31 protein-coding genes are annotated in these 23284 nt (G+C 63.8%); 8 read left to right on the forward strand and 23 right to left on the reverse strand.

From position 1 onward, the window contains the following. Positions 1-155: 155 nt before the first annotated feature. The 14 genes from rplE to rpsJ all read right to left on the reverse strand — a co-directional run bounded on the left by rplE (position 156) and on the right by rpsJ (position 6908). Positions 156-707 carry a 50S ribosomal protein L5 gene (gene rplE / locus ACEE23_RS08705; protein WP_070768205.1) on the reverse strand — a complete coding sequence of 184 codons (552 nt, stop codon included), beginning with the start codon at positions 705-707 and terminating at the stop codon, positions 156-158. Positions 708-709: 2 nt separating this feature from the next. Then, positions 710-1024, reverse strand: coding sequence for a 50S ribosomal protein L24 (rplX, locus tag ACEE23_RS08710; RefSeq protein WP_070768204.1), 315 nt, complete (start codon positions 1022-1024; stop codon positions 710-712). Between the two features lie 4 nt (positions 1025-1028). Then, on the reverse strand, positions 1029-1397 hold the full coding sequence (gene rplN, locus ACEE23_RS08715; protein ID WP_070768203.1) for a 50S ribosomal protein L14: 369 nt from the start codon (positions 1395-1397) through the stop codon (positions 1029-1031). A 329-nt stretch (positions 1398-1726) separates the two neighbouring features. Continuing rightward, the gene (rpsQ, locus tag ACEE23_RS08720) at positions 1727-2035 is read right to left on the reverse strand and encodes a 30S ribosomal protein S17 (RefSeq protein WP_070768202.1); all 309 of its coding nucleotides are present in this window, start codon (positions 2033-2035) and stop codon (positions 1727-1729) included. 2 nt (positions 2036-2037) lie between these two features. Continuing rightward, positions 2038-2268 carry a 50S ribosomal protein L29 gene (rpmC, locus tag ACEE23_RS08725; protein WP_070768201.1) on the reverse strand — a complete coding sequence of 77 codons (231 nt, stop codon included), beginning with the start codon at positions 2266-2268 and terminating at the stop codon, positions 2038-2040. Next, the gene (gene rplP, locus ACEE23_RS08730; RefSeq protein WP_448871540.1) at positions 2268-2684 is read right to left on the reverse strand and encodes a 50S ribosomal protein L16; all 417 of its coding nucleotides are present in this window, start codon (positions 2682-2684) and stop codon (positions 2268-2270) included. The genes rpmC and rplP overlap by 1 nt, the downstream gene beginning before the upstream one ends. 3 nt (positions 2685-2687) lie before the next feature. Next, complete coding sequence (gene rpsC / locus ACEE23_RS08735) at positions 2688-3434, reverse strand: 30S ribosomal protein S3 (protein WP_070768199.1); 747 nt, start codon at positions 3432-3434, stop codon at positions 2688-2690. Continuing rightward, positions 3434-3796, reverse strand: coding sequence for a 50S ribosomal protein L22 (gene rplV / locus ACEE23_RS08740; protein WP_070768198.1), 363 nt, complete (start codon positions 3794-3796; stop codon positions 3434-3436). Before rplV ends, rpsC begins: the two co-directional genes overlap by 1 nt. 3 nt (positions 3797-3799) lie before the next feature. Next, positions 3800-4078 carry a 30S ribosomal protein S19 gene (rpsS, locus tag ACEE23_RS08745; RefSeq protein ID WP_040084843.1) on the reverse strand — a complete coding sequence of 93 codons (279 nt, stop codon included), beginning with the start codon at positions 4076-4078 and terminating at the stop codon, positions 3800-3802. Positions 4079-4091: 13 nt separating this feature from the next. Then, a complete protein-coding gene (gene rplB, locus ACEE23_RS08750; protein WP_368520780.1) occupies positions 4092-4928 on the reverse strand; it encodes a 50S ribosomal protein L2 in 837 nt (278 codons plus the stop codon). A 28-nt stretch (positions 4929-4956) separates the two neighbouring features. Further along, positions 4957-5259: a 50S ribosomal protein L23 gene (gene rplW, locus ACEE23_RS08755; protein ID WP_070768196.1), complete on the reverse strand. Its 303-nt coding sequence runs from the start codon at positions 5257-5259 to the stop codon at positions 4957-4959. Next, entirely contained in the window at positions 5252-5917 is a 666-nt protein-coding gene (rplD, locus tag ACEE23_RS08760) for a 50S ribosomal protein L4 (RefSeq protein ID WP_448871544.1), read from the reverse strand. Before rplD ends, rplW begins: the two co-directional genes overlap by 8 nt. Then, entirely contained in the window at positions 5914-6570 is a 657-nt protein-coding gene (rplC, locus tag ACEE23_RS08765) for a 50S ribosomal protein L3 (protein ID WP_448871546.1), read from the reverse strand. The genes rplD and rplC overlap by 4 nt, the downstream gene beginning before the upstream one ends. A gap of 32 nt (positions 6571-6602) precedes the next feature. Then, positions 6603-6908 (reverse strand): 30S ribosomal protein S10, encoded by a 306-nt coding sequence (rpsJ, locus tag ACEE23_RS08770; RefSeq protein WP_003848085.1) that lies wholly within the window; start codon positions 6906-6908, stop codon positions 6603-6605. Between the two features lie 768 nt (positions 6909-7676). On the opposite strand from rpsJ, the gene ACEE23_RS08775 reads away from it, so the two are divergent. Genes ACEE23_RS08775 through amaP form a run of 6 tightly spaced genes read left to right on the forward strand, consistent with a single transcriptional unit; the run spans position 7677 to position 10832 of the window. Beyond that, the gene (locus ACEE23_RS08775) at positions 7677-8159 is read left to right on the forward strand and encodes an Asp23/Gls24 family envelope stress response protein (protein WP_448871610.1); all 483 of its coding nucleotides are present in this window, start codon (positions 7677-7679) and stop codon (positions 8157-8159) included. Positions 8160-8165: 6 nt separating this feature from the next. Continuing rightward, complete coding sequence (locus ACEE23_RS08780) at positions 8166-8549, forward strand: hypothetical protein (RefSeq protein ID WP_448871548.1); 384 nt, start codon at positions 8166-8168, stop codon at positions 8547-8549. 47 nt (positions 8550-8596) lie between these two features. Further along, positions 8597-8794, forward strand: coding sequence for a hypothetical protein (locus ACEE23_RS08785; protein ID WP_448871550.1), 198 nt, complete (start codon positions 8597-8599; stop codon positions 8792-8794). Next, on the forward strand, positions 8794-9714 hold the full coding sequence (locus ACEE23_RS08790; RefSeq protein ID WP_448873579.1) for an Asp23/Gls24 family envelope stress response protein: 921 nt from the start codon (positions 8794-8796) through the stop codon (positions 9712-9714). Before ACEE23_RS08785 ends, ACEE23_RS08790 begins: the two co-directional genes overlap by 1 nt. After that, complete coding sequence (locus tag ACEE23_RS08795; protein WP_448871554.1) at positions 9704-10279, forward strand: DUF6286 domain-containing protein; 576 nt, start codon at positions 9704-9706, stop codon at positions 10277-10279. The genes ACEE23_RS08790 and ACEE23_RS08795 overlap by 11 nt, the downstream gene beginning before the upstream one ends. After that, entirely contained in the window at positions 10272-10832 is a 561-nt protein-coding gene (gene amaP, locus ACEE23_RS08800; RefSeq protein ID WP_448871556.1) for an alkaline shock response membrane anchor protein AmaP, read from the forward strand. The genes ACEE23_RS08795 and amaP overlap by 8 nt, the downstream gene beginning before the upstream one ends. Before the next feature lie 32 nt (positions 10833-10864). Here amaP and ACEE23_RS08805 read toward each other — a convergent pair whose 3' ends face one another. The 5 genes from ACEE23_RS08805 to rpsL form a co-directional block, all read right to left on the reverse strand. Next, positions 10865-11602, reverse strand: a complete 738-nt coding sequence (locus ACEE23_RS08805; RefSeq protein WP_448871558.1) for a hypothetical protein — start codon at positions 11600-11602, stop codon at positions 10865-10867. Positions 11603-11752: 150 nt separating this feature from the next. Beyond that, positions 11753-12943, reverse strand: a complete 1191-nt coding sequence (tuf, locus tag ACEE23_RS08810) for an elongation factor Tu (RefSeq protein WP_448871560.1) — start codon at positions 12941-12943, stop codon at positions 11753-11755. Positions 12944-13365: 422 nt separating this feature from the next. After that, on the reverse strand, positions 13366-15495 hold the full coding sequence (fusA, locus tag ACEE23_RS08815) for an elongation factor G (protein ID WP_448871562.1): 2130 nt from the start codon (positions 15493-15495) through the stop codon (positions 13366-13368). Between the two features lie 211 nt (positions 15496-15706). Beyond that, complete coding sequence (rpsG, locus tag ACEE23_RS08820; RefSeq protein ID WP_070768185.1) at positions 15707-16174, reverse strand: 30S ribosomal protein S7; 468 nt, start codon at positions 16172-16174, stop codon at positions 15707-15709. Between the two features lie 6 nt (positions 16175-16180). After that, positions 16181-16552, reverse strand: coding sequence for a 30S ribosomal protein S12 (gene rpsL, locus ACEE23_RS08825; RefSeq protein WP_070768184.1), 372 nt, complete (start codon positions 16550-16552; stop codon positions 16181-16183). A 548-nt stretch (positions 16553-17100) separates the two neighbouring features. Between rpsL and ACEE23_RS08830 the strand changes: the two genes are divergently transcribed. Together ACEE23_RS08830 and ACEE23_RS08835 are read left to right on the forward strand one after the other, a co-directional pair. Further along, positions 17101-18924, forward strand: a complete 1824-nt coding sequence (locus ACEE23_RS08830) for a ribonucleoside triphosphate reductase (RefSeq protein ID WP_448871564.1) — start codon at positions 17101-17103, stop codon at positions 18922-18924. Further along, on the forward strand, positions 18905-19612 hold the full coding sequence (locus tag ACEE23_RS08835) for an anaerobic ribonucleoside-triphosphate reductase activating protein (RefSeq protein WP_448871566.1): 708 nt from the start codon (positions 18905-18907) through the stop codon (positions 19610-19612). The genes ACEE23_RS08830 and ACEE23_RS08835 overlap by 20 nt, the downstream gene beginning before the upstream one ends. 30 nt (positions 19613-19642) lie before the next feature. Here the strand turns inward: ACEE23_RS08835 and ACEE23_RS08840 are convergent, their stop codons facing one another. From ACEE23_RS08840 to ACEE23_RS08855, 4 genes are read right to left on the reverse strand one after another with little or no spacing between them, the layout of a single operon-like run. After that, positions 19643-20293, reverse strand: a complete 651-nt coding sequence (locus tag ACEE23_RS08840) for a hypothetical protein (RefSeq protein ID WP_448871568.1) — start codon at positions 20291-20293, stop codon at positions 19643-19645. Between the two features lie 8 nt (positions 20294-20301). Beyond that, a complete protein-coding gene (locus ACEE23_RS08845; RefSeq protein WP_448871570.1) occupies positions 20302-21072 on the reverse strand; it encodes an energy-coupling factor transporter transmembrane component T family protein in 771 nt (256 codons plus the stop codon). After that, positions 21065-22540 (reverse strand): ABC transporter ATP-binding protein, encoded by a 1476-nt coding sequence (locus tag ACEE23_RS08850; RefSeq protein ID WP_448871572.1) that lies wholly within the window; start codon positions 22538-22540, stop codon positions 21065-21067. Before ACEE23_RS08850 ends, ACEE23_RS08845 begins: the two co-directional genes overlap by 8 nt. After that, entirely contained in the window at positions 22533-23117 is a 585-nt protein-coding gene (locus ACEE23_RS08855) for an ECF transporter S component (RefSeq protein WP_448871574.1), read from the reverse strand. Before ACEE23_RS08855 ends, ACEE23_RS08850 begins: the two co-directional genes overlap by 8 nt. Positions 23118-23284: the final 167 nt, after the last annotated feature.

Here is a 23284-nt window from a genome sequence, read left to right on the forward strand (position 1 = left end):
TGCAATATCGAAATCAGACCCTTGAAGCCCTAACCGCCTAGAATTAAAACCAGTCCAACTTTCGGGGGCCAGTTCACTTCGTGTGAGTACCCGCCGGGGTTCTTGCTTAGCCCGAGTTCCTAGCCTTGGTTGGACTGAGAGCTCGGCTGGCTACCTTACTTGAACGGGAAGCCCAGCTCGCGCAGGAGCTTGCGGCCTTCGTCGTCGTTGGTAGCGGTGGTCACGACCGTGATGTCCATACCACGGGGGCGATCGATCTTGTCGATGTCGATCTCGTAGAACATGGACTGCTCGGACAGGCCGAAGGTGTAGTTGCCGTGGCCGTCGAACTGCTGATCAGACAGACCGCGGAAGTCGCGAATACGCGGCAGCGCGATGGTCAGCAGGCGGTCCAGGAACTCCCACATGCGGTCGCCACGCAGGGTGACGCGGGCGCCGATCGGCATGCCCTCACGCAGCTTGAAGTTTGCGATGGACTTGCGGGCGCGGCGCAGCTGCGGCTTCTGGCCAGTGATCAGGGCCAAGTCTTCCAGTGCACCGTTGATCAGCTTGGAGTCACGGGCAGCGTCGCCGACGCCCATGTTGACCACAACCTTGGTCACGCCCGGAATCTGCATGACGTTGTCGTAGTGGAACTCCTCGTTGAGGGTGTTCTTGATTTCGTCGCGGTAGCGCGCCTTCAGGCGCGGGGTGTAGTTCTCGCTCATGTTTAGATGTCCTTCCCGTTGCTACGCGCGATACGGACCTTCTTGCCGTTTTCGTCGAAACGGTAGCCCACGCGGGTCGGCTTGCCCTCGGAGTCCAGGATCGCAACGTTGGACACGTGGATCGGAGCCTCCTGGGTCACGATTCCGCCGGACTCAGCACCGCGCTCGGTAGCGGAGTTGGCGACGTGCTTCTTGATGCGGTTGACGCCCTCGACGAGGACCTTCTCGCGCTTCGGGTATGCCTCGATGACCTTGCCCTGGGCACCCTTATCCGGGCCCGAGATGACAACGACCATATCTCCCTTATGAATCTTCATAAGACTAGATCACCTCCGGGGCGAGAGAAACGATGCGCATGAAGCGCTTGTCACGCAGCTCACGAGCGACCGGCCCGAAGATACGGGTACCGCGGGGCTCGCTCTCACCCTTCAGGATGACAGCAGCGTTCTCATCAAAGCGGATGTAGGAGCCGTCCGGACGACGGGTTTCCTTCTTGGCGCGGACGATGACGGCCTTGACGACGTCACCTTCTTTAACGTTTCCGCCTGGTACGGCTTCCTTGACAGTGGCGACGACGACGTCACCGATGCCAGCGAAGCGACGTACGGAGCCGCCGAGTGGGCGGATGACGAGCAGCTCTCGTGCACCCGAGTTATCGGCGACGCGCAGGCGCGATTCTTGCTGAATCACTATGGGTCTCCTGACCTGGATTAACGTGCGACAAGATTTCCGTCCTTGCCACACCTGGTCTACTTACATGATTGGAGCTAAAGCCTTACAACGAACATGTCGAGGGGTCTCGGGGCTGCGGTTCGGAACGCACCGCGCGCCGACCAAGCTTTTAGCAACCCTAATATTCAACCACATGCCGGCCCCTTAACTCAAATCCCTCATCTTTTCATTCTGCCACACGCCGCCGGCCTGTTTGCGCAGGTGCGGGAAGCGGGAATGCAAAAAGCCCGCAGTCAACCACATGGTTGCTGCGGGCCTTCATCGCGTAATAGCGAAAGGGCTAGGTTTTACTTAGCCTTCTCGACGATCTCGACGAGACGGAAGTGCTTGTCCTTGGACAGCGGGCGGGTCTCGGCGATGCGGACGCGGTCGCCGACGCCGGCGATCTCGTCTTCGTCGTGCGCCTTCACCTTGGAGTTGGAGCGCATGATCTTGCCGTACAGGGCGTGCTGCTTACGGTCTTCGAGCTCGACGACAATAGTCTTCTGCATCTTGTCAGAAACCACGTAGCCGGTGCGGACCTTGCGGGCGCCCTTTTCCTTCTCCTTCTTCGGAGTCGGTTGCTTCTTGGATTCAGTCACGTTTGCCTCACTCATGATTAAGCCTCAGCTCCCGGAGCAACGGACAGGCCCAACTCGCGCTCACGCAGAACGGTGTAAATGCGGGCGATGTCGCGCTTTACAACGCTGACGCGGCGGTTGTTGGTCAGCTGGCCAGTTGCCTTCTGGAAACGGAGGTTGAACAGCTCTTCCTTCGCATCCTTCAGGCGGTTTTCCAGCTCGGAATTGTCGAGCTCGCGGAACTCGTGGGCGGGGGTACCGGTAGCCATTAGAACTGGTCCTCCTTCTTGATGATGCGGACCTTGCACGGAAGCTTCTGGCCGGCACGGCGCAGAGCCTCGATAGCGGTGGCCTCGTTCGGGTAGCTCATCTCGAAAAGAACGCGGCCCGGCTTGACGTTAGCCACCCACTTCTCGACCGGGCCCTTACCGGAACCCATACGAACGCCGAGCGGCTTCTGGGTCAACGGACGGTCCGGGAAGATGTTGATCCACACCTTGCCGCCGCGCTTGACGTGGCGGTTGATGGCAATACGTGCGGCCTCAATCTGACGGTTGGTGATATAAGCCGGCTCCAGAGCCTGGATGGCGAAATCACCGAAGTTGATGCGGTTACCGCCCTTGGAGACACCGCGCCGACCCGGGCGGTGCTGACGACGGTACTTGACGCGCTTAGGAATCAGCATGGATTAGCCCTCCTGCTTCTGCTGTGCGCGCTGACGGCGCTGGCCGCCACGGCGGGAACGACCACCACGGTCGCGGCCGCGGCCCTGCGCCGGAGCGTTCAGTTCGGATTCGCGTACGCCGCCGACAACGTCACCCTTGTAGATCCACACCTTGATGCCGATGCGGCCGAAGGTGGTGTGGGCCTCTGCGGTCCCGTAGTCGATTTCCGCACGCAGGGTGTGCAGCGGAACGCGGCCTTCGTGGTAGCGCTCGGTGCGGGACATCTCGGCGCCGCCCAGACGACCAGAGCAGAGGACCTTGATGCCCTTGACCTGCGGCTGGCGCATAGCGGACTGGATGGCCTTGCGCATGGCGCGACGGAAAGCAACGCGGTTGACCAGCTGCTCAGCGATGGACTGAGCAACCAGGGTGGCGTTGGCGTCGACCTGCTTGACCTCGAGGATGTTGAGGGCAACCATCTTGCCGGTGAGCTTTTCCAGCCCACGGCGGATGCGGTCGGCCTCAGCACCGCGGCGACCGATCACGATGCCCGGGCGGGCGGTGTGAATGTCGACGCGGACGCGGTCACGGGTGCGCTCGATGACGACGTCGGCGATGCCGGCGCGCTCGAGACCCGTGGACAGGTACTCGCGGATCTTGATGTCTTCGGCTACGTACTTTGCGTAGTCGTCCTTATCGGCGTACCAGTGGGTCTTCCAGTCGGAAGTGATGCCCAAACGTAGGCCGTGAGGATGGATTTTCTGGCCCATTACTTGGCCCCTTCCTGCTGGCTCTCGACCACCACGGTGATGTGGCTGGTGCGCTTACGGATCATGAATGCGCGGCCCTGGGCGCGCGGCTGGAAACGACGCATGGTCGGACCCTCGTTGGCGTAAGCCTCGGAGATGACCAGGGTCTTCGGGTCGAGCCCGAAGTTGTTCTCAGCGTTAGCAGCGGCCGAGGCAACGACCTTAGCGACCGGCTTAGCAGCGCCCTGCGGGGCGTACTTCAGGATTGCCAGTGCCTCGGATACGGACTTACCGCGTACCAGGTCGATAACGCGGCGCGCCTTCATCGGGGTTACGCGGACGTAACGGGCCGTAGCGCTGGCGTTGGTGATGGTGTCACTCATCGCTTATCGACGTCCCTTCTTGTCATCCTTGACGTGACCCTTAAAGGTCTTGGTGGGGGCGAACTCGCCCAGTTTGTGGCCGACCATGGAGTCGTCGACAAACACCGGCACGTGCTTCCGGCCGTCGTGGACGGCGAAGGTGTGGCCAATGAAGTCCGGCAAAATGGTCGAACGGCGGGACCAGGTCTTGATGACCTGCTTGGTGCCTGCCTCGTTCTGAGCATCTACCTTGTTGAGGAGGTGCTCATCGACGAAGGGGCCCTTCTTTAGGCTGCGTGGCATTTTTTACCTCCTCTTAGCGCTTCTTGTTCGGGCGACGACGGCGCACGATCATGTTGTTGGAGTAACGGTTCGGGTTGCGGGTCCGGCCTTCCTTCTGGCCCCACGGGGAAACCGGGTGGCGACCACCGGAAGTCTTACCCTCACCACCACCGTGCGGGTGGTCGACCGGGTTCATAACAACACCACGGACGGTCGGGCGAACGCCCTTCCAACGCAGACGGCCGGCCTTGCCCCAGCGGATGTTCATCTGGTCAGCGTTGCCGACCTCACCGACGGTGGCGCGGCAGCGGATGTCCACGCGGCGGATTTCGGAAGACGGCATACGCAGGACTGCGTACTTGCCTTCCTTACCCAGCAGCTGGATGGAAGCACCAGCGGAGCGGGCCAGCTTAGCGCCGGCGCCCGGCTTCAGCTCTACAGCGTGGATGATGGTACCGGTCGGGATGTTGCGCAGCGGCAAGTTGTTACCGGTCTTGATATCGGCGTTGGCGCCAGACTCGACCATGGTGCCCTGCTTCAGGCCCTTCGGTGCGATGATGTAGCGCTTCTCGCCGTCCACGTAGTGGAGCAGAGCGATGTTTGCGGTGCGGTTCGGGTCGTACTCGATGTGAGCGACCTTTGCCGGGATGCCGTCCTTGTCGTTACGACGGAAGTCGATCAGACGGTAACGGCGCTTGTGGCCACCGCCGATGTGGCGGGTGGTGATGCGACCGTAGTTGTTACGGCCGCCGGTCTTGCTCAGGGGACGCAGCAGGGACTTCTCCGGAGTAGAACGAGTGATTTCCTCGAACTTAGACACGGAGGATGCGCGGCGACCCGGAGTTGTCGGCTTGTACTTACGAATAGCCATAATTCTTCCTTACTTCTCGACTTTCCTCTTAGGCGCCAGCGCCGAAGATGTCGATGGAGTCGCTGCCCTCACGGAGCGTCACGTAGGCGCGCTTGGTGGACTTGCGTCGGCCGAAACCGGTGCGGGTGCGCTTCAGCTTGCCCTCGCGGTTAACGGTGTTGACGGAGTCGACCTTCACGCCGAAGATCTGCTCTACGGCATCTTTGATTTGGGTCTTGTTGGAGTCCTTGGCGACGAAGAACGTGTAGACGTTCTGCTCCATCAGGCCGTAGGACTTTTCAGAGACGACCGGGGCGATGATGATATCGCGCGGGTTAACGGTCTTAGCCATTGTTGACCTCCTTGGCCTCGTCAGCGCCGTTGACACGGTTGACGAAGGTATGCAGAGCCTCAACGGAGAACACAACGTCGTCCGCGTTCAGGACGTCGTAGGTGTTCAGCTGGCCAGCGTCCAGGATGTGGACGTTTTCCAGGTTGTTGGCGCTGCGGCGAGCGTTCAGGTCCTCGCGGCCGATGACCAGCAGCACGTTCTTGCGGTCGGTCAGGCGCTCGAGGAAGGCCTTAGCCGACTTGGTGGACGGCTTCTGGCCCGGAACCAGCTCTTCGATGACGTGGATGCGCTCGTTGCGAGCACGGTCGGACAGTGCGCCGAAGAGAGCAGCCTTGATCATCTTCTTCGGGGTACGCTGCGCGTAGTTACGCGGCTGCGGACCGTGCACGGTGCCGCCGCCAGTGTAGTGCGGGGCGCGGATGGAGCCCTGACGAGCTCGGCCGGTGCCCTTCTGGCGGAACGGCTTGCGGCCACCGCCGCGGACATCGCCGCGGGTCTTGGTGGCGTGGGTGCCCTGACGGGCGCCGGCCAGCTGAGCGGTGACGACCTGGTGCATCAAAGCGATGGATGCCTCGGTGTCAAAGATTTCAGCCGGCAGCTCCACGGAGCCGTTGGTCTTACCCTCAGCGGTCTGGACGTCTAGCTTAAGGTTGCTCATGCGTGTGCACCGCCCTTCACTGCGGTCTTAACGGTGACGAGTCCGCCGCGCGCACCCGGGATAGCACCCTTGATGAGCAGCAGGTTGGACTCGGCATCGATCTTCTGAACCTTCAGGTTTTGCGTGGTAACGCGGTCCTGGCCCATGCGGCCAGCCATGCGCTTACCCTTGAAGACGCGGCCCGGGGTAGCAGCGCCGCCGATACCGCCGACGCGGCGGTGAGCAGCCTGGTTACCGTGGGCAGCGCCCTGGCCGGCGAAGCCGTGGCGCTTCATGGCGCCGGCGTAGCCGTGGCCCTTGGTGGTGCCGGTGACATCCACGAAGTCAACGCCTTCGAAGATCTCAACGGTCACGTCCTGGCCGACCTCGTAAGCGGAGGTGTCGTCCATGCGGATCTCGGCCACGTGGCGACGCGGGGTCACGCCAGCCTTCTTGAAGTGGCCAGCGGCCGGCTTCTTAGCCTTGCGGGGATCCATGTCGCCGAAGGCGATCTGGATGGCGTTGTAGCCATCGGTTTCTGCGGTACGAATCTGGGTGACAACGCACGGCCCAGCCTCGACGACGGTGACCGGCACAACGCGGTTCTCCTCGTCAAAGACCTGGGTCATGCCGAGCTTGCGGCCCAGAATGCCCTTGATCTCGTTTTCACTCATTAGTATTTCTCCACCAAAGTTCTATTCGTCGATCACTGAATGTTCACGTCGACACTTGCCGGAAGATCGATGCGCATCAGGGCGTCAACGGTCTTCGGCGTCGGGTCGAGAATGTCGATCAGGCGCTTGTGGGTGCGCATTTCGAAGTGCTCGCGAGAGTCCTTGTACTTGTGTGGAGAACGAATAACGGCGTATACGTTCTTTTCGGTCGGCAGCGGCACCGGGCCAACGACACGGGCACCCGTGCGGGTGACAGTTTCGACGATCTTCTTGGCAGAAGCGTCGATAGCCTCGTGGTCATAGGCCTTCAGCCGAATGCGGATTTTTTGTCCCGCCACGCTTATCCTCTTTCTCGCTTTCCCACTTTCACATACCCGGTTCTTCCGGGGCGTGAAGCGGTGGAAACTTGCTTCTCGATTTCTCTATAACGTTGTCCGGGCCAGGGGCCTGGGCGCAACGCCAGTTGTCTTGACTGCCATGACGACGAAGAAGTGCTCGGCCTGGCAAAAACAGGCACCGACTTCTTTTCGGGGTACAAGACCCGAAGTCAATTCAAGCTACTCGAGGACGGTTTTCACGCATTACACGTGGCAATCCGAACCGATTTACTATACTGCCGCTGTTTATTTGCCATGCCCCTTCTCCGGTTCTAATTCTCGGGATGTCTCTGCTCAAACGCGGACCTAGCCCGATCCTTAGACCTTCGTTAGCACCTGCCGGAGCAGGCCCTATGCGAAAGCGTCATGTTCGCCTTACCAGCGCCAGCGTCTTCCTTCTTCGTTCTGGAAGCTCCGCCGTAGTTTCCTATCGCGGCCATTCCGTCTGTCCAAAGGACACGCTGCCGTGTTAAAGCAACCCTTGTATTAAAGCACGTAGACTCGCTTTTTCCAAACCACTGCCCAAACAGTGCTAAAAATCACCTTTGCATAAAGATTTGTCTATCCCTGCATTAATAACGGGCCGGTTCCGGGAAATCTCCGTATACTTTGGGTCGTAAACAAAACCCCATTATTGAAAGGGAAATAGCTGTGGCTAACAACACCGCAAACTCCGGCAAGAACTCCAACAACAACTCGGCTAACGAGACCAAGACTGACGTGACCAAGGTGCAGGATTCCGCTTCCCAGAACGCCCCGGCCCAGAAGGTTGGCGGCGAGGAGGTCTCCCAGCGCAAGGTGAACTCCAACCTGGAGACCGAGTACGGCACCACCACCATTGACGACGACGTCGTTGCCAAGATCTCCGGCATCGCCGCCCGCGAGGTCTCCGGCGTTTCCGCCCTGGGTGGCGGCGGCGCTCGCATGCTGGGCTCCATCCGCGAATCCTTCGGTGCTTCCGAGGACGTCCGCCAGGGCGTGTCCGTCGAGGTTTCCGAGGGCACCGCTTCCGTCGAGGTCGCCATCATCGCCGAGTACGGCGTGGCCATCCACGAGCTGGCCGAGGCCATCCGCCGCAACATCATGAACGCCGTGGAGCGCATGACCGGCCTGAACGTTGACCGCGTCGACGTCATCGTCCACGACGTTAAGCTGCCGGAGGAAGATAACGACGACAACGAGCAGCAGGCCATCGCTGGCAACCAGGCGTAGTAACTCATGCCCAGCCCCCGTTCTCGCTTCCTCCTAGAGGCAGACCAGGCCCAAGGGCTAGCTGCAGCACTGGAAGGACTTCCCGGCGTCGCCGAGCTCTTCGGCGGACGCTTCGGGGAAGTCTCCCTGTATTTCCCTGGCCAACGCGTCCCGGGTATCCGCCAACTGCACCAGCGCGACGACACCCAGATCGAAATCCAGGTGGTTGCGGATCTCTCCGGCACCACAGATCTCCATGATTTGGCCGACCGCGTGCGCGATAAGGCCCGGGAGACCGTTCCTGAGCTGCAACGCGTGGATGTCCGCATCGCTGATGCCGTCGCGAACGCTTCCGCTGTAGCAAGCGCGGATTCTTCCGCTACCCCACCGGCTGACGGCCCGACCTCGTAGACGAGCGACCCGCCCGACTTCTTAATTTCCCAACGAAGGGTAAACCTATGAACAACTACACCACTTACGGCATCATCGCCGGTGTTGTTTTGGCCTTCGCCATCATTCTGGGCAACCTGCCCCTGGTGCTGCTGTTGATCCTGTTCGGCGCCATCGGCGGTGTCATCGGTGCGCACTTTGATGGCCGCATTAATCTTTCCGAAATCTGGTACAACATCATCGGCAAAGACAAGGGCCAAGGCTAATGACCGACACCCCGAACAACCCCACTGGGGCCGGGGCGGATAACGCTGGCGCGACGGATATCTCCATCCGCACTTTCGACAAGTTGGTCACGGCAGCCATCCGTTCCGTGCCCGGAACCTGCGACGTGGACTCCAAACTCGCCGGTATCGCCGGCCGCGGTTTCCCGCGCGTGCACACCCAGGTGGATTCCTACCGCCGCGTCCTGGCGGTGGAGGCTTCCATCGCGGTGACCTGGCCCGCGCCCGTAACCCAGGTGGCGGAGCAGGTCCGTGCCGCTATCGCCGAGGCCGCGCGCACCTACACGGATTACGAGACCACCCGGGTCAACGTCTCCGTGGGCACCGTGGTCCCGGGCGAGCGCATCGCCCCGACCAGCGTGGCCGCCCGCCCGCACGCCGCGGCGTTCAGCCCGCAGGTCAACCCGCACCGGGTGTGGCAGCCGGAGACGGTCCGCGGTATCGACAAGCTCGCGGAGATCCACTCCCCTGAGCCGGTCCGCCTGCGTTCCATCGACGCCGGCAGCGAGCCGGAGGTACGTTCCGTGTCTGCGGACGCCTCCCCGTTCCGCCCGCGCCAGATTGCGCAGCCGCGCCAGCCACGGGTTACCAGCCCGGTCACCCCGGAGCCGGTCACCCCGCGCTCGGTGCAGGCGCCTGCCCCGGCACGCTTGCGCGCCCACGGCGAGGCCTTCGAACACTGGCCGCGCCCGGTGCGCACCGCGTCCAGCCAGCCGCTGCGCCGCATCGAGATCCGGCCCGCCAATCCGTCGCCGGCGCACGTCTACGCGCCACGCCCGGAGCCGCTGCGCCAGATCGAGGTCACGCCGCTGACGGTCCGCAGCCCCGAAATCGTCCCGTTCCATACCCGCCGGAAGGCGTCCCGCCCGCAACCGCAGAAGGGAGGCTACGATGTCCGCTAAGTCCGATAACAAGGAAATCGTCGGCCTGGGCCAGCAGCCCAAGGCCTCCCCCGCCGCGCGCGGCTGGGCCATCTTCCTGGGCCTGTTGTTGCTCGCGCTGGCCGTCGTGGCCGGCCGGGAGACCTGGCTCGTGGCCACGGACGCCAACGCCAGCTCCTGGGTCACCCCGGTCACCGACCTGGTGGCCCGGGAGAACCTGGAGACCTGGATGGTCTGGGCCGGCGTGGCCGCTGTCGTGGTGGGGCTAATCTTCCTCATCGTGGCCTTCAAGCCGCGCCGGAAGACCCACATGCGCCTCGAGTCCGAGCGGTCCTCGGTCTGGCTGCGCGCCGTGGATGTGGCCCGCCGCTCCAGTGCGGTGGCCCGCCAGGTCCCGGGAGTTGCGGCCGCCCGCACCCAGGCCACGGACAAGAACGTCAAGATCACCGTCAACGGCGACACCGAAGACCCGGCACTGGCCCCGCGCGTGGAAGAGGCCGTCAGCCAGGCGCTGCAGGAGCTGTATTCCACCCCGCGTGTCAGCGTGACCGTCGAGCCGGTCCAGGAGGTCGAAACCAATGTCTAGAGCACTAGCTACCGTCGACCGCCTACTGTTTTTCCTGCTGGGCGTCGTCCTCGTCGTGCTGGGCCTGTGGCCCATCCTGATGCACTTCGACGTCGGCTTCGCCAACCAGGCCGCCGAGTGGGTCAACCACGACGCCTGGGGCAGCCTCAACGAGCAGTCCTGGTGGGTCTACGTCCTGGCCGGCACCGCCGTCGTGGCCTTCATCCTGGGCCTTTGGATCATCGTGGCGAACTCCCGCCCGCACCGCTTCAACAAGCTGACCTCCTCGGCCTCCAACGACGAGGGCCAGGTGACCATGTCGATGAACCCGATTGCCGGCGGCATCGCCAGCGCCCTGGAAAACCTCGACGGCGTGGAGACCGTGGACCGGCGCGTGACCTACGACCGCAAGCGGCCGACCATCGCCTACACCGTCATCAGCAGCGCGGAAAAGCCCCTGGCGGACCTGCGCGCAGAGATCGAGCAGTGCGAGAGCGACTTCCGCCTGGCCTTCCCGGAGATGGACGTGGACACCACGTACAAGCTCCACTACTCCAAGCTGAAGGCGCGCTAGCCGGCCGCGGGCCTAGGGCCGGTTACCCGGCCCTAGCACTCCGCGACGAGCACGTCCTCGATGGCGCCGAAGCGCGCCACCTCGCCGCCCGGCAGGCAGACCACCATCTGCCCGCCCGGGCGGCATTGTTCTATCTTCTCCCATTTGAGGCTTCGCTGCTGCAGGTCCCGGCGGCCGGCGGAATAGACCCGCAGGCCGTGGCCTAACACCAGCGTCTCGCCCTGGTCGGTCTTTATCACCCAGACCACATTGCCGACGTCCCGGCGCCGCAGGGGCTTCTCCCGGGTCGCGCAGGAAAGCATTTCCCGCGCCTTGGCAATCTGCCTGTCGTCCACCCGCTTAAGGGACTCGCACACGCCCAGGCGGTGCTCTATGCCCTCGGCGTCGGCCACCACCAGCGGGCGGGCGGGTCCGGTGGCGCGCAGGCGGGAATAGTCCCAGACGACCGGCTGCAGGGCGCGCGCCTGCCCGCCCGAATCCCGGAAGGAGCGCACGACTATACGCTCCGGGTAGACCATCACGCGCGCGGTGGGCGCCTGCGTGGCGACCAGCCAGCAGCCCTGAGCCACCCCGCCCTCGGTAGGTAGCAGGGCGGGCCGCTGCCGGGACATCTCCTCCAACGCAGAAACCAGGTCCTCGTCGCTGGTGCCCCAGCCAATCCCCCGCTCGGCTAGCTTCGCGAAGATGGTGGCCAGGGACTCCTCCGGCCGGCCCTCCCAGGCCTCCTGGAGCGCGCCCAAGGTCTTTTCAATACGGGTTGGATCATGCACCCGTCCAACTCTATTACACCGCGGAATGCGCCTTCCCCGCCCACCCTCGGCGCGGGACGCGGCCAGCCCTAAGACGCGAAAAAGCCGCCTCCCCGAAAGGGGAAGCGGCTCAATCTATTACGCCTTAGCGCGGCGCGTTAGGGGTATCGATTACTCGATGACCTTGGTAACGCGGCCAGCGCCGACGGTGCGGGAGCCCTCGCGGATAGCGAAGCGCAGGCCCTCGTCCATAGCGACCGGCTGGATCAGCTCGACGCTCATCTCAACGTTGTCGCCCGGCATAACCATCTCGGTGCCTTCCGGCAGCTTGATGACGCCGGTGACGTCGGTGGTACGGAAGTAGAACTGCGGACGGTAGTTGTCCATGAACGGGGTGTGGCGGCCGCCCTCTTCCTTCTTCAGGACGTAGACGGAACCCTCGAACTTGGTGTGCGGGGTGTAAGCGCCCGGCTTGATGACGACCTGGCCACGCTCGACCTCTTCGCGCTTGGTACCACGCAGCAGCAGACCACAGTTGTCGCCAGCCTCGGTGTAGTCCATCATCTTGCGGAACATCTCGATACCGGTGACGGTGGTGGACATGGACTTTTCCTTGATACCGATGATCTCGACGTCCTCGTTGACCTCGAGACGGCCACGCTCAACACGGCCGGTCACGACGGTGCCGCGGCCGGTAATGGTGAAGATGTCCTCGATCGGCATCAGGAACGGCTTGTCGGTCTCGCGCTCCGGGTCCGGGATGGACTCGTCGCAGGCATCCATCAGTTCGACGATGGACTTAACCCACTTCTCGTCGCCCTCGAGAGCCTTCAGAGCGGAGATGTGAACGATCGGGGCTTCCTCGTCGAAGTCCTGCTCGCCCAGCAGCTCGCGGATCTCCATCTCGACCAGCTCGATGATTTCCTCATCATCGACCATGTCGCACTTGTTCAGTGCAACGAGGATGTACGGAACGCCAACCTGGCGAGCCAGCAGAACGTGCTCGCGGGTCTGCGGCATCGGGCCGTCGGTAGCGGCGACGACCAGGATAGCACCGTCCATCTGAGCAGCGCCGGTAATCATGTTCTTGATGTAGTCGGCGTGGCCCGGGGCGTCCACGTGTGCGTAGTGGCGCTTCGGGGTGGAGTACTCAACGTGGGAGATGTTGATGGTGATACCGCGCTCCTTCTCCTCCGGAGCCTTATCGATCATGTCGAAAGCGAAAGCGGTGTTCTCTTCCGGGTACTCGTCAGCCAGCACCTTGGTGATCGCTGCGGTAGTGGTGGTCTTGCCGTGGTCGACGTGTCCGATGGTGCCGATGTTAACGTGCGGCTTCGAACGCTCGAACTTCTCCTTTGCCACTGTATGTCCTCCTGGACTATATGGTGGCTACGACCTTCGCAGCCACGTGGTTGACAGTTGCCATAGGCACGTGGGTTGTAACCGCGTGCTTATGACGCTTTCTTTACGTGCCAGTTACACGATCCTAGATTTATGCCGCGGATATTTCAAACCGCCCTTGCGGGAAGTCTGTCCGCGGAAGTTAGTGCGGACGTTATCTCTCGACAAGAATCTTTGCGGATCCTAGGTGAGCGGTAACGGCCGGCTCAGCCTGCACTATCGCGGCGTTAACACTGCGAGATTACAAGGCTCAGCCCGACCGCTACCGACCCAACCTAGCCCCTAGGAAGGGCCTGGCATTCCCTAGCGCAGAATACCAAACCCGCTCTCTTCCTAGGATTTTGGGGTCAGAAAACCCCAAGTGGTAGCCGGGGTGGATACCCCTAGCTGGCGTTGCCGGTGCGCTCAGCGATGATCTCCTGGGCCACGCTGGAGGGAACCTCAGCGTAGGAGTCGAAGACCATGGTGAAGTTCGCACGGCCGGCGGTCGAGGAACGCAGGTCGCCGATGTAGCCGAACATCTCGGACAGCGGGACCTTGGCCTTGACGACCTTGGCGCCGGCGCGGTCTTCCATAGCGTAGACCTGGCCACGGCGGGAGCTGATGTCACCGTTGACGGTGCCCATGTACTCCTCCGGGGTGACGACCTCGACGGCCATCAGCGGCTCGAGCAGGGTCGGCTTCGCCTTGGCGACGGCCTCCTTCAGGACCTGGGAGCCGGCCAGCTTGAAGGCCATCTCCGAGGAGTCTACGTCGTGGTAAGCGCCGTCTTCCAGGGTGGCCTTGATGTTGACCAGCGGGAAGCCTGCCAGGTAGCCGTACTGCATGGCGTCCTGGATACCAGCGTCGACGGACGGGATGTACTCCTTCGGAATACGGCCACCGGTGACCTCGTTGACGAACAGGTACTGCGGGTTCTCGCCCTCTTCCAGGGTCTCCGGGTCCGGGTTGTACGGCTCGATGGAGACGATGACCTTTGCGAACTGGCCGGAACCACCGGTCTGCTTCTTGTGGGTGTAGTCCAGGGACTTCACCGGCTTCTTAATGGTCTCGCGGTAAGCGACCTGCGGGTTACCAATGTTGGCCTCGACCTTGAACTCGCGCTTCATGCGGTCAACCAGGACGTCCAGGTGGAGCTCGCCCATGCCGCCGATGACGGTCTGGCCGGACTCTTCGTCCAGTTCGACGGTGAAGGTCGGGTCCTCGTCCGCCAGCTTCTGGATGGCGGTACCCAGCTTCTCCTGGTCGGCCTTGGTCTTCGGCTCAATGGAGACCTTGATAACCGGATCCGGGAAGTCCATGGACTCCAGGATGATCGGGGCATCCTTGGCACACAGGGTGTCACCGGTGGTGATGTCCTTCAGGCCAATGATGGCGTAGATGTTGCCGGCCACGGCCTCATCCACCGGGTTTTCCTTGTTGGCGTGCATCTGGAAGATCTTGCCGATGCGCTCCTTCTTACCCTTGGTGGAGTTGATGACCTCGTCGCCCGGGGCCACGCGACCGGAGTAGACGCGCACGAAGGTCAGCTGACCAAAGAACGGGTGGGCAGCAATCTTGAAGGCCAGACCGGAAAACGGCTCGTCCTTGGACGGCTTACGAGTCATGTCCTCGTCCTCGTTGCCCACGGCGTGGCCGTGCACCTCGCCGACGTCCATCGGGGTCGGCAGGTAGTCAATGACGGCGTCCAGCAGCGGCTGGACACCCTTGTTGCGGTAAGCGGTACCGCACAGGACCGGGTAAACCTCGGAGTTGATGGTCAGCTTACGGATGCCGGCCTTGAGCTCCTCGATGGTCAGCTCTTCGCCGCCGAAGTACTTTTCCATCAGCTCTTCGTCGGACTCGGCGACGGCCTCGACCAGCTTCTCGCGGTACTCGGCGGCCTTGTCCTTGAGGTCGTCCGGGATCTCCTCGATGGTCGGCTCAGCACCGGTCTCGACCTTGCCGCGCCAGGTGATGGCCTTCATCTCGAGCAGGTCAACTACGCCGTCGAAGTCATCCTCAGCGCCGATCGGCAGCTGCATGACCAACGGCTTAGCGCCCAGGCGGTCGATGATGGTCTGCACGGTGAAATAGAAGTCAGCGCCCAGCTTGTCCATCTTGTTGACGAAGCAGATACGCGGAACGTCGTACTTAGCAGCCTGACGCCACACCTGCTCGGACTGCGGCTCGACACCTTCCTTACCGTCGAAGACGGCGACGGCACCGTCCAGAACACGCAGGGAACGCTCCACCTCAACGGTGAAGTCCACGTGGCCCGGGGTGTCGATGATGTTGATCTGGTTGCCTTCCCAGAAACAGGTGACGGCGGCGGAGGTAATGGTGATGCCGCGCTCCTTCTCCTGCTCCATCCAGTCAGTCGTGGAGGCACCATCGTGGGTCTCGCCTACCTTGCGGTTAATACCGGTGTAGAACAAGATACGTTCGGTCGTGGTGGTCTTACCAGCATCGATGTGGGCCATGATGCCGATGTTGCGGACCTTCTTCAGATCCTTAAGCACTTCTTGTGCCACAGTCTTTACCCCAACTCATAGTCGTTAAACGGATAGTTCTCGGTCAATTGTGCCACTAATAAGCCGCTTTAGCAGCACATGGGCGCCTAAAACACCCAAAGTGGCCTGCTAGACAAATGCCCGAGCAACGATTATCAAGTTATGGGCGCCGTGCGACGGCGCGGAAACTAGGTTGTCGTTACTCGGGCATGTGCGTGCAGTCTGCTGGAAATTACCAGCGGTAGTGGGCGAAGGCGCGGTTGGCCTCGGCCATCTTGTGGGTGTCTTCGCGACGCTTCACGGAAGCACCCAGACCATTGGAGGCGTCCAGGATCTCATTGGCCAGACGCTCAATCATGGTGTTCTCACGACGCTGGCGGGTAAACGTCACCAGCCAACGCAGGGCCAGGGTGTTGGCGCGGCCCGGGCGGACCTCCACCGGCACCTGGTAGGTAGCGCCACCGACACGGCGGGAGCGAACCTCGAGATCCGGGCGGATGTTGCCCAGAGCCTTTTCCAGCGTGTCAACCGGCTCGGTACCGGTCTTCTCGCGGCACATTTCCAGCGCACCGTAGACGATACGCTCTGCGGTCGACTTCTTACCGTCCTTAAGGACCTTGTTGACCAGCTGAGTAACCTGCTCAGACTGGTAAACGGGATCCTTTACAACCGGACGCTTCGGAGCAGCATTCTTACGCATTTTTTATTACTGTCCCTTCTTCGCGCCGTAACGGGAACGAGCTTGCTTACGGTCCTTGACGCCCTGGGTATCCAGCGCGCCACGGATGATCTTGTAACGGACACCCGGAAGGTCCTTCACACGACCACCGCGCACCAGCACCATGGAGTGCTCCTGCAGGTTGTGGCCCTCACCCGGGATGTAGGCGGAAACCTCGATGCCGGAGGTCAGACGAACACGGGCGACCTTACGCAGTGCCGAGTTCGGCTTCTTCGGCGTGGTGGTGTACACGCGGGTGCACACGCCACGACGCTGCGGGGAGCCCTTCAGCGCAGCGGTGGACACCTCGCCGCGCTTGCTGTGGCGGCCCTTGCGGACCAGCTGTTGAATAGTTGGCATATTTTCAGTCTTTCTGTTGACTTCTACGGCCGGCCGCCGGATAAGAGGACTGAACATGCAAAAATGAGGGCTCTTTTCCGGGGCCCTGCCGCACGTCCAGAACCTCACCCTAGCCGCGGCCAGTTTAAGGATCAGACTTCTTCGTCGCACGTATACGACGAGACCTTTAGAACCTTACCGGATAACACGCCAAAAAGAAAAATCACCGCCGGGCCGAAAATTTTGTAACTCGCCGGACCGAAAGTTCAGTGACAAAGTGCACGGAACTTCCCCCTCCCCTCCAAAGGGGTAGGCCGAACGGCGGATTGGGGCGGACGTCACGGCCACTACATGGCCTCCGGTTCACGCAGCGAACCCTGACCCCAAACCACAACATGTTGGGTTCGTGAGCTACCGCACCAGAATATATGGAGTTTCGGCTAACTCACACCCTCGAAATTACAGCTATGTTGTCCATCGAAAGCGCTTTTTATTTCGCCCACCCCTGGGCTCGCGGCACCGGCCCTGCCGCGACGGCTGCACCACTTCCCTGAACCGAAAGGACACCCATGGCTTACCAGCCTCCCGCACACCCTGCGCAGCACACGACCATCGACGTGCAGTCCACCCTGGACGAGTACCTCGAGCGCGCCGACTGGCGCATCCACGCCAATGCCAACCAGGACTACTCCCTGGGCGGGATGGTGCTCAACACCTCCGGCAAGGTCACCGCCAACTACTGGCTCAACCACGTCTTCTCCCCCGCCGCCGGGCACGCGCACCGGGCCGGCGATCTCCACATCCACGACCTGGACATGCTCTCCGGCTACTGCGCCGGCTGGTCGCTGCGCCAGCTGCTGGAGGAAGGCTTCGGCGGCGTGCCCGCCACGGTCAGCTCCGCCCCGCCCAAGCACTTGTCGTCCGCGTGCGGCCAGGCCGTCAACTTCCTGGGCACGCTGCAGAACGAATGGGCGGGCGCGCAGGCCTTCTCCAGCTTCGACACCTACATGGCCCCCTTCGTGCGGCTGGACAACTTGAGCTACGAGCAGGTGAAGCAGACCCTGCAGGAGTTCGTCTTCAACCTCAACGTGCCCTCGCGCTGGGGCACGCAAACACCCTTTACCAACCTCACCTTCGACTGGACCTGCCCGGCCGACCTGGCGGATATCACCCCTCTTATCGGCGGCGAGCCCGTCGACTTTAGCTACGGGGACCTACAGGCGGAGATGGACCTTATCAACCGCGCCTTCCTGGAGGTCATGTCCGCCGGGGACGCCGACGGCCGCCCGTTTACCTTCCCCATCCCGACCTACAACATCACCGAGGACTTCGACTGGGACAGCCCGAACGCCCAGGCCCTGTTCACCATGACCGCGCGCTACGGGCTGCCCTATTTCCAGAACTTCCTCAACTCGGATCTGGATCCCGGCATGGTGCGCTCCATGTGCTGCCGGCTGCAGCTCGACCTGACCGAACTGCTCAAGCGCGGCAACGGCCTGTTCGGCTCGGCGGAACTGACCGGCTCCATCGGCGTGGTCACCCTCAACTGCGCGCGGCTGGGCTACCTCTACCGCGGCGACGAGGAGGCGCTGCTGGCCCGCGTGGACGAGCTGGTCGACCTGGCCGTGGACACCCTGGAACGCCGCCGCGCCTTCGTCCAGGAAAACCTGGACCGCGGCCTCTACCCGTACACGCGGCGCTGGCTGCCCAGCCTGGACAACCACTTCTCCACCATCGGCGTCAACGGCTGCAACGAGATGATCCGCAACTTCACCCAGGACGCCTACGATCTCACCGATCCGCAGGGCCACGACCAGGTCGCGCGCCTGCTGGACCACGTCAACGCCCTGCTGACCCAGGCCCAGGAGCGCACCGGGCACCTCTACAACCTGGAGGCCTCCCCGGCCGAGGGCGCTACCTACCGCTTTGCCCGCGAGGACAAGGAGCGCTTCCCGGACATCCTGCAGGCCGGCACCGCGGCGCAGCCCTACTACACCAACTCCTCGCAGCTGCCGGTGGCCCACACCCCGGATCCCTTCGGCGCCCTGGCCGCCCAGGAGGATCTGCAGTCCAAGTACACCGGCGGCACCGTCCTGCACCTGTACATGGGTGCGGCCATGTCCTCCGGCGATGCCTGCGCCACGCTGGTCAAGCGAGCGCTGAGCACGTTCCGCCTACCGTATATCACCATCACGCCGACGTTTTCCATCTGCGCCTCGCACGGCTATATCTCCGGTGAGCACCCGCAGTGCCCGGAGTGCGGCGAGGCTACGGAGATGTGGACCCGCGTGATGGGCTATTTCCGGCCCGTGTCCAGCTTCAACACCGGCAAGCAGGGCGAGTTCCACGAGCGCGAGTACTTCGCGGAGTCTTATGTCGGCCCAGCTCATTAATCCCCCGGGCGCTTCCGCCGGGCCGGCTAGCTCCTCGCTGCCCATCGCGGGGGTCATCCCCTTTTCCACCTGCGACTGGCCGGGCAAGCTCACGGTCACGGCCTTCGTGCAGGGCTGCCCGCTGCGCTGCCGCTACTGCCACAACCCGGCGCTCCAGCCCCTCGGAAACGGCGGCGGCGACCAAGGCTTCGAGGGCGTCCCAGGCTTCGAGGAGGTGCTCGACCTGTTGGACGCGCGCAGGGGGCTTATCGATGCCCTGGTCGTCTCCGGCGGGGAGCCGCTGGCGGTGCCCGGGCTGGCCGATGCCATCCGCCGCACCCACGCCGCCGGTTTCCCGGTGGGGCTGCACACCAGCGGCTATAGCCCGGCGCGGCTGCGGCGCCTGCTGGCGGATCCGGACACCCGGCCGGACTGGATAGGCCTGGACGTCAAAGGCCTGCCCGGGGACTTACCCACCGTGGCCGGGGTGACCTCCGCGGTAGCTCACCGGATGTGGCAGAGCCTGGATATCGCCGCGGACACCGCCCGCTCTTACGGCATGGGGCTGCAGCTGCGCACCACCTCCTGGCCCGGGTCCGTGGTGGAAAGCCACCTGCCGCAGCTTAAGGCCGCGGCGCGGGCGCGGGGATGCGAGCTGGTGGTCCAGGCCGCCCGCGGCTGCGACGCCGAGGGCTATTACCGCGGTTAGGCGGCTGGTGCGGCAGGCTTTCTTCCTCCGCTAGTCCTGCGCCGGGGTCCAGTCCCAGTGGACGTCGAATTCAATTCCGGCGGCCTCGAGTTCTGCGAAGTGCACCTTTTCTTGGTCCTCCCAGGCCTCGAACCACTCGGCGTAATACGGATCGCGGCTCAGCGCGCGCTCCTTGCGCTCTTCGCGCGGCCCGGTGACCCAGACGGCCACGACGCTGCCGCGCTGACGGGCGGTGGCCAGCGACTCCGGGGTTACCGAGCCCACGCCCTCGACGATGAGGTCGTCGCGGGCGTCCAGGCTCATCCATTCGCCGGGGGCGTTGGCCTCCCAGTCCCACCGCCAGTAGCCGGGGTTCATCTGGCGCAGCACGTGCTCGTAGACCATCTCCGAGCCGCGGTCCAGGCCGTGCCAGCCCGGGTAGAACTCGTCCAGGTGCACCACCTGGCAGTTGTCGCGCTCGGCCAGACGGGCCGAGAGCCAGGTCTTGCCCGCCCCCGACGGGCCATCGATGAGCACGGTGACGGGCTTCATCGGCCGCTTGGTCTCGGCGGCGAGCTCTATCACCCGCGCGACCACGTAGGCCTGCTGCCGGTCGATGCTCAAGTGTTTTAGCGCCGCCGCGGACGGCAAGGGCTCGTCCGCGACGCCACTAGCAGGTTGCTCGGGCTGGTCAGAGGGCATAGAAGCTATCACAATCCAAAAAATCGCCAAGAGTTCGTGATTACCGAAACTACCACCGGGACGGCCGCGAGCACTACGGCACCGGCCATGACCAGCCAGTCTTGGGTGCGCAGGCGGGATTCGCGGGCCCAGGTCCGGCTCCTGCCGTGCGGCGGGGTGCGGCCAAAACCGCGGGCCTCCATCGCCGTGGCGAGTTTGCCGCCGCGCCGCAGGGCCACGACCAGCAGGCCAAAGGACATCGAGGCCATGTGCGCAATCCGGCCGCGGTCGGTCAGCCCCCTAGCCCGGCGGGCCCGCTCCATGGACGCCCAGTCGTTCTTGAAGAGCGTGGCCATGCGCACGCCGGCCACCGCGCCGATGACAAAGCGCGCGGGCAGCCGCAGCACCTGGGCCAGTCCGTCGCCCAGCTCCGTCGGGTCGATGTCGCGCGCCAGCACCACCACGGGCAGGGCGACAGCCAGGACACGGATCATCACCGCGATGGCCAGCTCGACCGAGTTCTCCGTGACCACCGCCAGCCAGATGGAGAAGTACTCCTTCCCGCCCGGCCGACCGTACAGCAGCATGGAAATACCCGACAGCGGGGCGATAATCAGCAGGGGCCAGGCCAGCCGGACCAGCCGAGGCCAGGGCACCCCGCACAGCGGGGCGAGCAGCACTGTCAGGCCCAGGGAGACGGTCGCGCTGACCCAATCCAGGCTCAGCAGCAGCGGCGTGGTGATGATGACCATCAGCGCCAGCCGGGTCACCGGGTTGACAGTCGCCAGGATATTAGGCATTTCGCCCCTCCCTTCGCCGGGGCCCGCGGGCGCGACTCGCTAGCACGCTGGGCGCGGCCTCGGGGGCCGTGACTCGGATATGGGCATCACCCAGCGCCGCGATGAACATCTCGTCGTGGGTGATAGAGGCGATCGTGGTGCCGGCGTCGACGAGCTCGCGCAGCATGACGACTAGCTCGGCGAAGGTAGACGGATCCTGGCCGAAGGTGGGCTCGTCGAGGAGGACCACCGCCGGCGCGGTCACTAGGGCGGTGGCCACGGACAGGCGGCGCTTCTCCCCGCCGGAGAGCGTGAACGGGTTGGCCTCCAGCAGGTGCCCGAGGCGGAGGCGCTCCACCAGTTCGTCGATGCGCGTGGTCGGCACCTCCTCGCCCATCACCGTTGGGCCCACGCGCAGCTCCTCGGCCACGCTGCGGGCAACGAATTGGTGCTCCGGGTTCTGGAAGACGTAGCCAATGCGGTGCGCCAACTGCCGCGACTTCCACTTCCGCGGGGTGGGCGGCAGCCCGCGGGCGACCTCCTCCGACATGCCGATCTGGCCGCTGACCGGGGCGAGCAGGCCGGCCATGGTCATCAACCAGGTGGTCTTGCCGGAGCCGTTCGGCCCGGTAACCACGGTAGAGGCCCCGGCCGGGATCTCGTAGCTGCGCGGCGGGCCGAAGCGGGTGACCAGGTCGCGGGAGAACATCGCGGCCGGCGCGTGTGCGGCAACCGGCCGGCCTTCCGGCAGACCAGTCACCGCCCGGGCGGCGGCCACTTCCGCGACGGTCGAATCCGCGCTCACGCGCCCATCGCTGAGCATAATCGCGCGGTCCAGCAGGTCTTCCCAGCCGGAGTAGTTGTGCTCGACCACGACGAGCGTCGCGCCGGTGGCTACGACGGTATCGCGCACCGCGGCGATAACGTCCCGGGCGCCCTGCGGGTCCAGGTTGGCCGTGGGCTCATCGAGCAGGATGAGCCCCGCGCCCATGGCAATAATCCCGGCCAGCGCCAGGCGCTGCTTTTGCCCGCCGGACAGGCGCTGCGTCGGGTGGTCAAGGGCGACGTCCAGGCCCACCACGTCCAAGGCGTGGCGCACCCGGCGCCAGATCTCTTCCCTTTCCACGCCGAGGTTCTCGCACCCGAAGGCGACGTCGTCGCCCACGCGGGAGGCGATCACCTGCGCGTCCGGGTCCTGGAGCACCAGCCCCACCGGGACGGTACGCCCGGGCGCCTCGCGGTGGCCGGCCCCGTAGTAGAGCGTCAGCTCGCCGGTCTGCTCGCCCTCGTCATCGCCGCCCAGCACGCCCGCGAAGGCGGCCAGCAGCGTCGACTTGCCGGAGCCGGAGTCACCGCACAGCAGGACGCGCTCGCCCGGCCCGATGTCGAGCTCAATGTCTTTCAGCGCCGCCCGGTTGCGCCCGGCGTGCTGCCAGCCGAAGCCCCGCGCGTGAAGTCCCGTCGGGTGACTGGCAGCGGGACTAGGCACGGGCTTCCCGGCCTACCGCAAAGCGGTCCAGGGCGCCGGTGCGCGCCAGGGCGCGGACCAGGTAGTAGCCGAGCACGCCGGCCAGGATGGCCCCGGAGACCACCAGGCAGGACAGGTAGATGAGGTTGAATTCCAGCGACTTGGCCAGGTTGGCGGACGTGAACAGCTCCAGGATGAACGCGCCGATGCCCGCGCCGATGCCGGACAGCGCCGCCACCGGCAGCTTGAAGTTCCGGTAGGCGAAGATCGCCAAGACGATCTCGACGCCCAGGCCCTGGGCCAGGCCGGAGTAGAGCGTCTCGATGCCCCACTGGCTGCCCAGCGCCGCGGAGACCGAGGCCGCCAGGACCTCGACGAAGATGGCCGCGCCCGGCTTGCGAATCACCAAGCCGCCAATGACGCCGCCCAGCAGCCAGATACCGGTGGCCAGTCCCCCGAACCCCGGTGTGAGGCTATCCATGGCCATGAACCACGCGTACCCCACGGTGTTCCACAGCAAGAAAATCAGACCGCAGGCCACACCCAAGATGGATGCAACCACGATGTCTACAACACGCCAATGAAGCCTATTCGGCATTTTTCCTCCCTCGCGCCGGCATTACCCGGATCAGGTTCTACGGTTCGGCCCCAAGGCCATCTCAGCCGCTGGACATTGCCTCCAGCAGCTCCCGCGTTTGTTTAGTTGTACAGGCGTTTAGCATAGCAAGCCCCTGCGCACGACAAAATCACCTGCACGGGCGGGGG

The organism is Corynebacterium sp. 32222D000AT, from assembly GCF_053546955.1.

What these genes read in the sequence shown, in the direction of transcription:
- ACEE23_RS08780 (WP_448871548.1), top strand. Translation starts at nt 8,166, where the DNA reads ATGCCCAGCCCCCGTTCTCGCTTCCTCCTAGAGGCAGACCAGGCCCAA.
- rplW (WP_070768196.1), bottom strand. Translation starts at nt 5,259, where the DNA reads ATGGCTAAGACCGTTAACCCGCGCGATATCATCATCGCCCCGGTCGTC.
- rplD (WP_448871544.1), bottom strand. Translation starts at nt 5,917, where the DNA reads ATGAGCAACCTTAAGCTAGACGTCCAGACCGCTGAGGGTAAGACCAAC.
- ACEE23_RS08795 (WP_448871554.1), top strand. Translation starts at nt 9,704, where the DNA reads ATGTCCGCTAAGTCCGATAACAAGGAAATCGTCGGCCTGGGCCAGCAG.
- ACEE23_RS08830 (WP_448871564.1), top strand. Translation starts at nt 17,101, where the DNA reads ATGGCTTACCAGCCTCCCGCACACCCTGCGCAGCACACGACCATCGAC.
- ACEE23_RS08790 (WP_448873579.1), top strand. Translation starts at nt 8,794, where the DNA reads ATGACCGACACCCCGAACAACCCCACTGGGGCCGGGGCGGATAACGCT.
- rplE (WP_070768205.1), bottom strand. Translation starts at nt 707, where the DNA reads ATGAGCGAGAACTACACCCCGCGCCTGAAGGCGCGCTACCGCGACGAA.
- rpsQ (WP_070768202.1), bottom strand. Translation starts at nt 2,035, where the DNA reads ATGAGTGAGGCAAACGTGACTGAATCCAAGAAGCAACCGACTCCGAAG.
- rplB (WP_368520780.1), bottom strand. Translation starts at nt 4,928, where the DNA reads ATGGCTATTCGTAAGTACAAGCCGACAACTCCGGGTCGCCGCGCATCC.
- ACEE23_RS08840 (WP_448871568.1), bottom strand. Translation starts at nt 20,293, where the DNA reads ATGCCCTCTGACCAGCCCGAGCAACCTGCTAGTGGCGTCGCGGACGAG.
- rpsG (WP_070768185.1), bottom strand. Translation starts at nt 16,174, where the DNA reads ATGCGTAAGAATGCTGCTCCGAAGCGTCCGGTTGTAAAGGATCCCGTT.
- rpsL (WP_070768184.1), bottom strand. Translation starts at nt 16,552, where the DNA reads ATGCCAACTATTCAACAGCTGGTCCGCAAGGGCCGCCACAGCAAGCGC.
- rplV (WP_070768198.1), bottom strand. Translation starts at nt 3,796, where the DNA reads ATGAGTGACACCATCACCAACGCCAGCGCTACGGCCCGTTACGTCCGC.
- ACEE23_RS08845 (WP_448871570.1), bottom strand. Translation starts at nt 21,072, where the DNA reads ATGCCTAATATCCTGGCGACTGTCAACCCGGTGACCCGGCTGGCGCTG.
- rpmC (WP_070768201.1), bottom strand. Translation starts at nt 2,268, where the DNA reads ATGGCTACCGGTACCCCCGCCCACGAGTTCCGCGAGCTCGACAATTCC.
- rplC (WP_448871546.1), bottom strand. Translation starts at nt 6,570, where the DNA reads ATGAGTGAAAACGAGATCAAGGGCATTCTGGGCCGCAAGCTCGGCATG.
- ACEE23_RS08785 (WP_448871550.1), top strand. Translation starts at nt 8,597, where the DNA reads ATGAACAACTACACCACTTACGGCATCATCGCCGGTGTTGTTTTGGCC.
- rpsS (WP_040084843.1), bottom strand. Translation starts at nt 4,078, where the DNA reads ATGCCACGCAGCCTAAAGAAGGGCCCCTTCGTCGATGAGCACCTCCTC.
- rpsC (WP_070768199.1), bottom strand. Translation starts at nt 3,434, where the DNA reads ATGGGCCAGAAAATCCATCCTCACGGCCTACGTTTGGGCATCACTTCC.
- ACEE23_RS08855 (WP_448871574.1), bottom strand. Translation starts at nt 23,117, where the DNA reads ATGCCGAATAGGCTTCATTGGCGTGTTGTAGACATCGTGGTTGCATCC.
- rplP (WP_448871540.1), bottom strand. Translation starts at nt 2,684, where the DNA reads ATGCTGATTCCTAAGCGCGTCAAGTACCGTCGTCAGCACCGCCCGGGT.
- rplX (WP_070768204.1), bottom strand. Translation starts at nt 1,024, where the DNA reads ATGAAGATTCATAAGGGAGATATGGTCGTTGTCATCTCGGGCCCGGAT.
- ACEE23_RS08835 (WP_448871566.1), top strand. Translation starts at nt 18,905, where the DNA reads ATGTCGGCCCAGCTCATTAATCCCCCGGGCGCTTCCGCCGGGCCGGCT.
- amaP (WP_448871556.1), top strand. Translation starts at nt 10,272, where the DNA reads ATGTCTAGAGCACTAGCTACCGTCGACCGCCTACTGTTTTTCCTGCTG.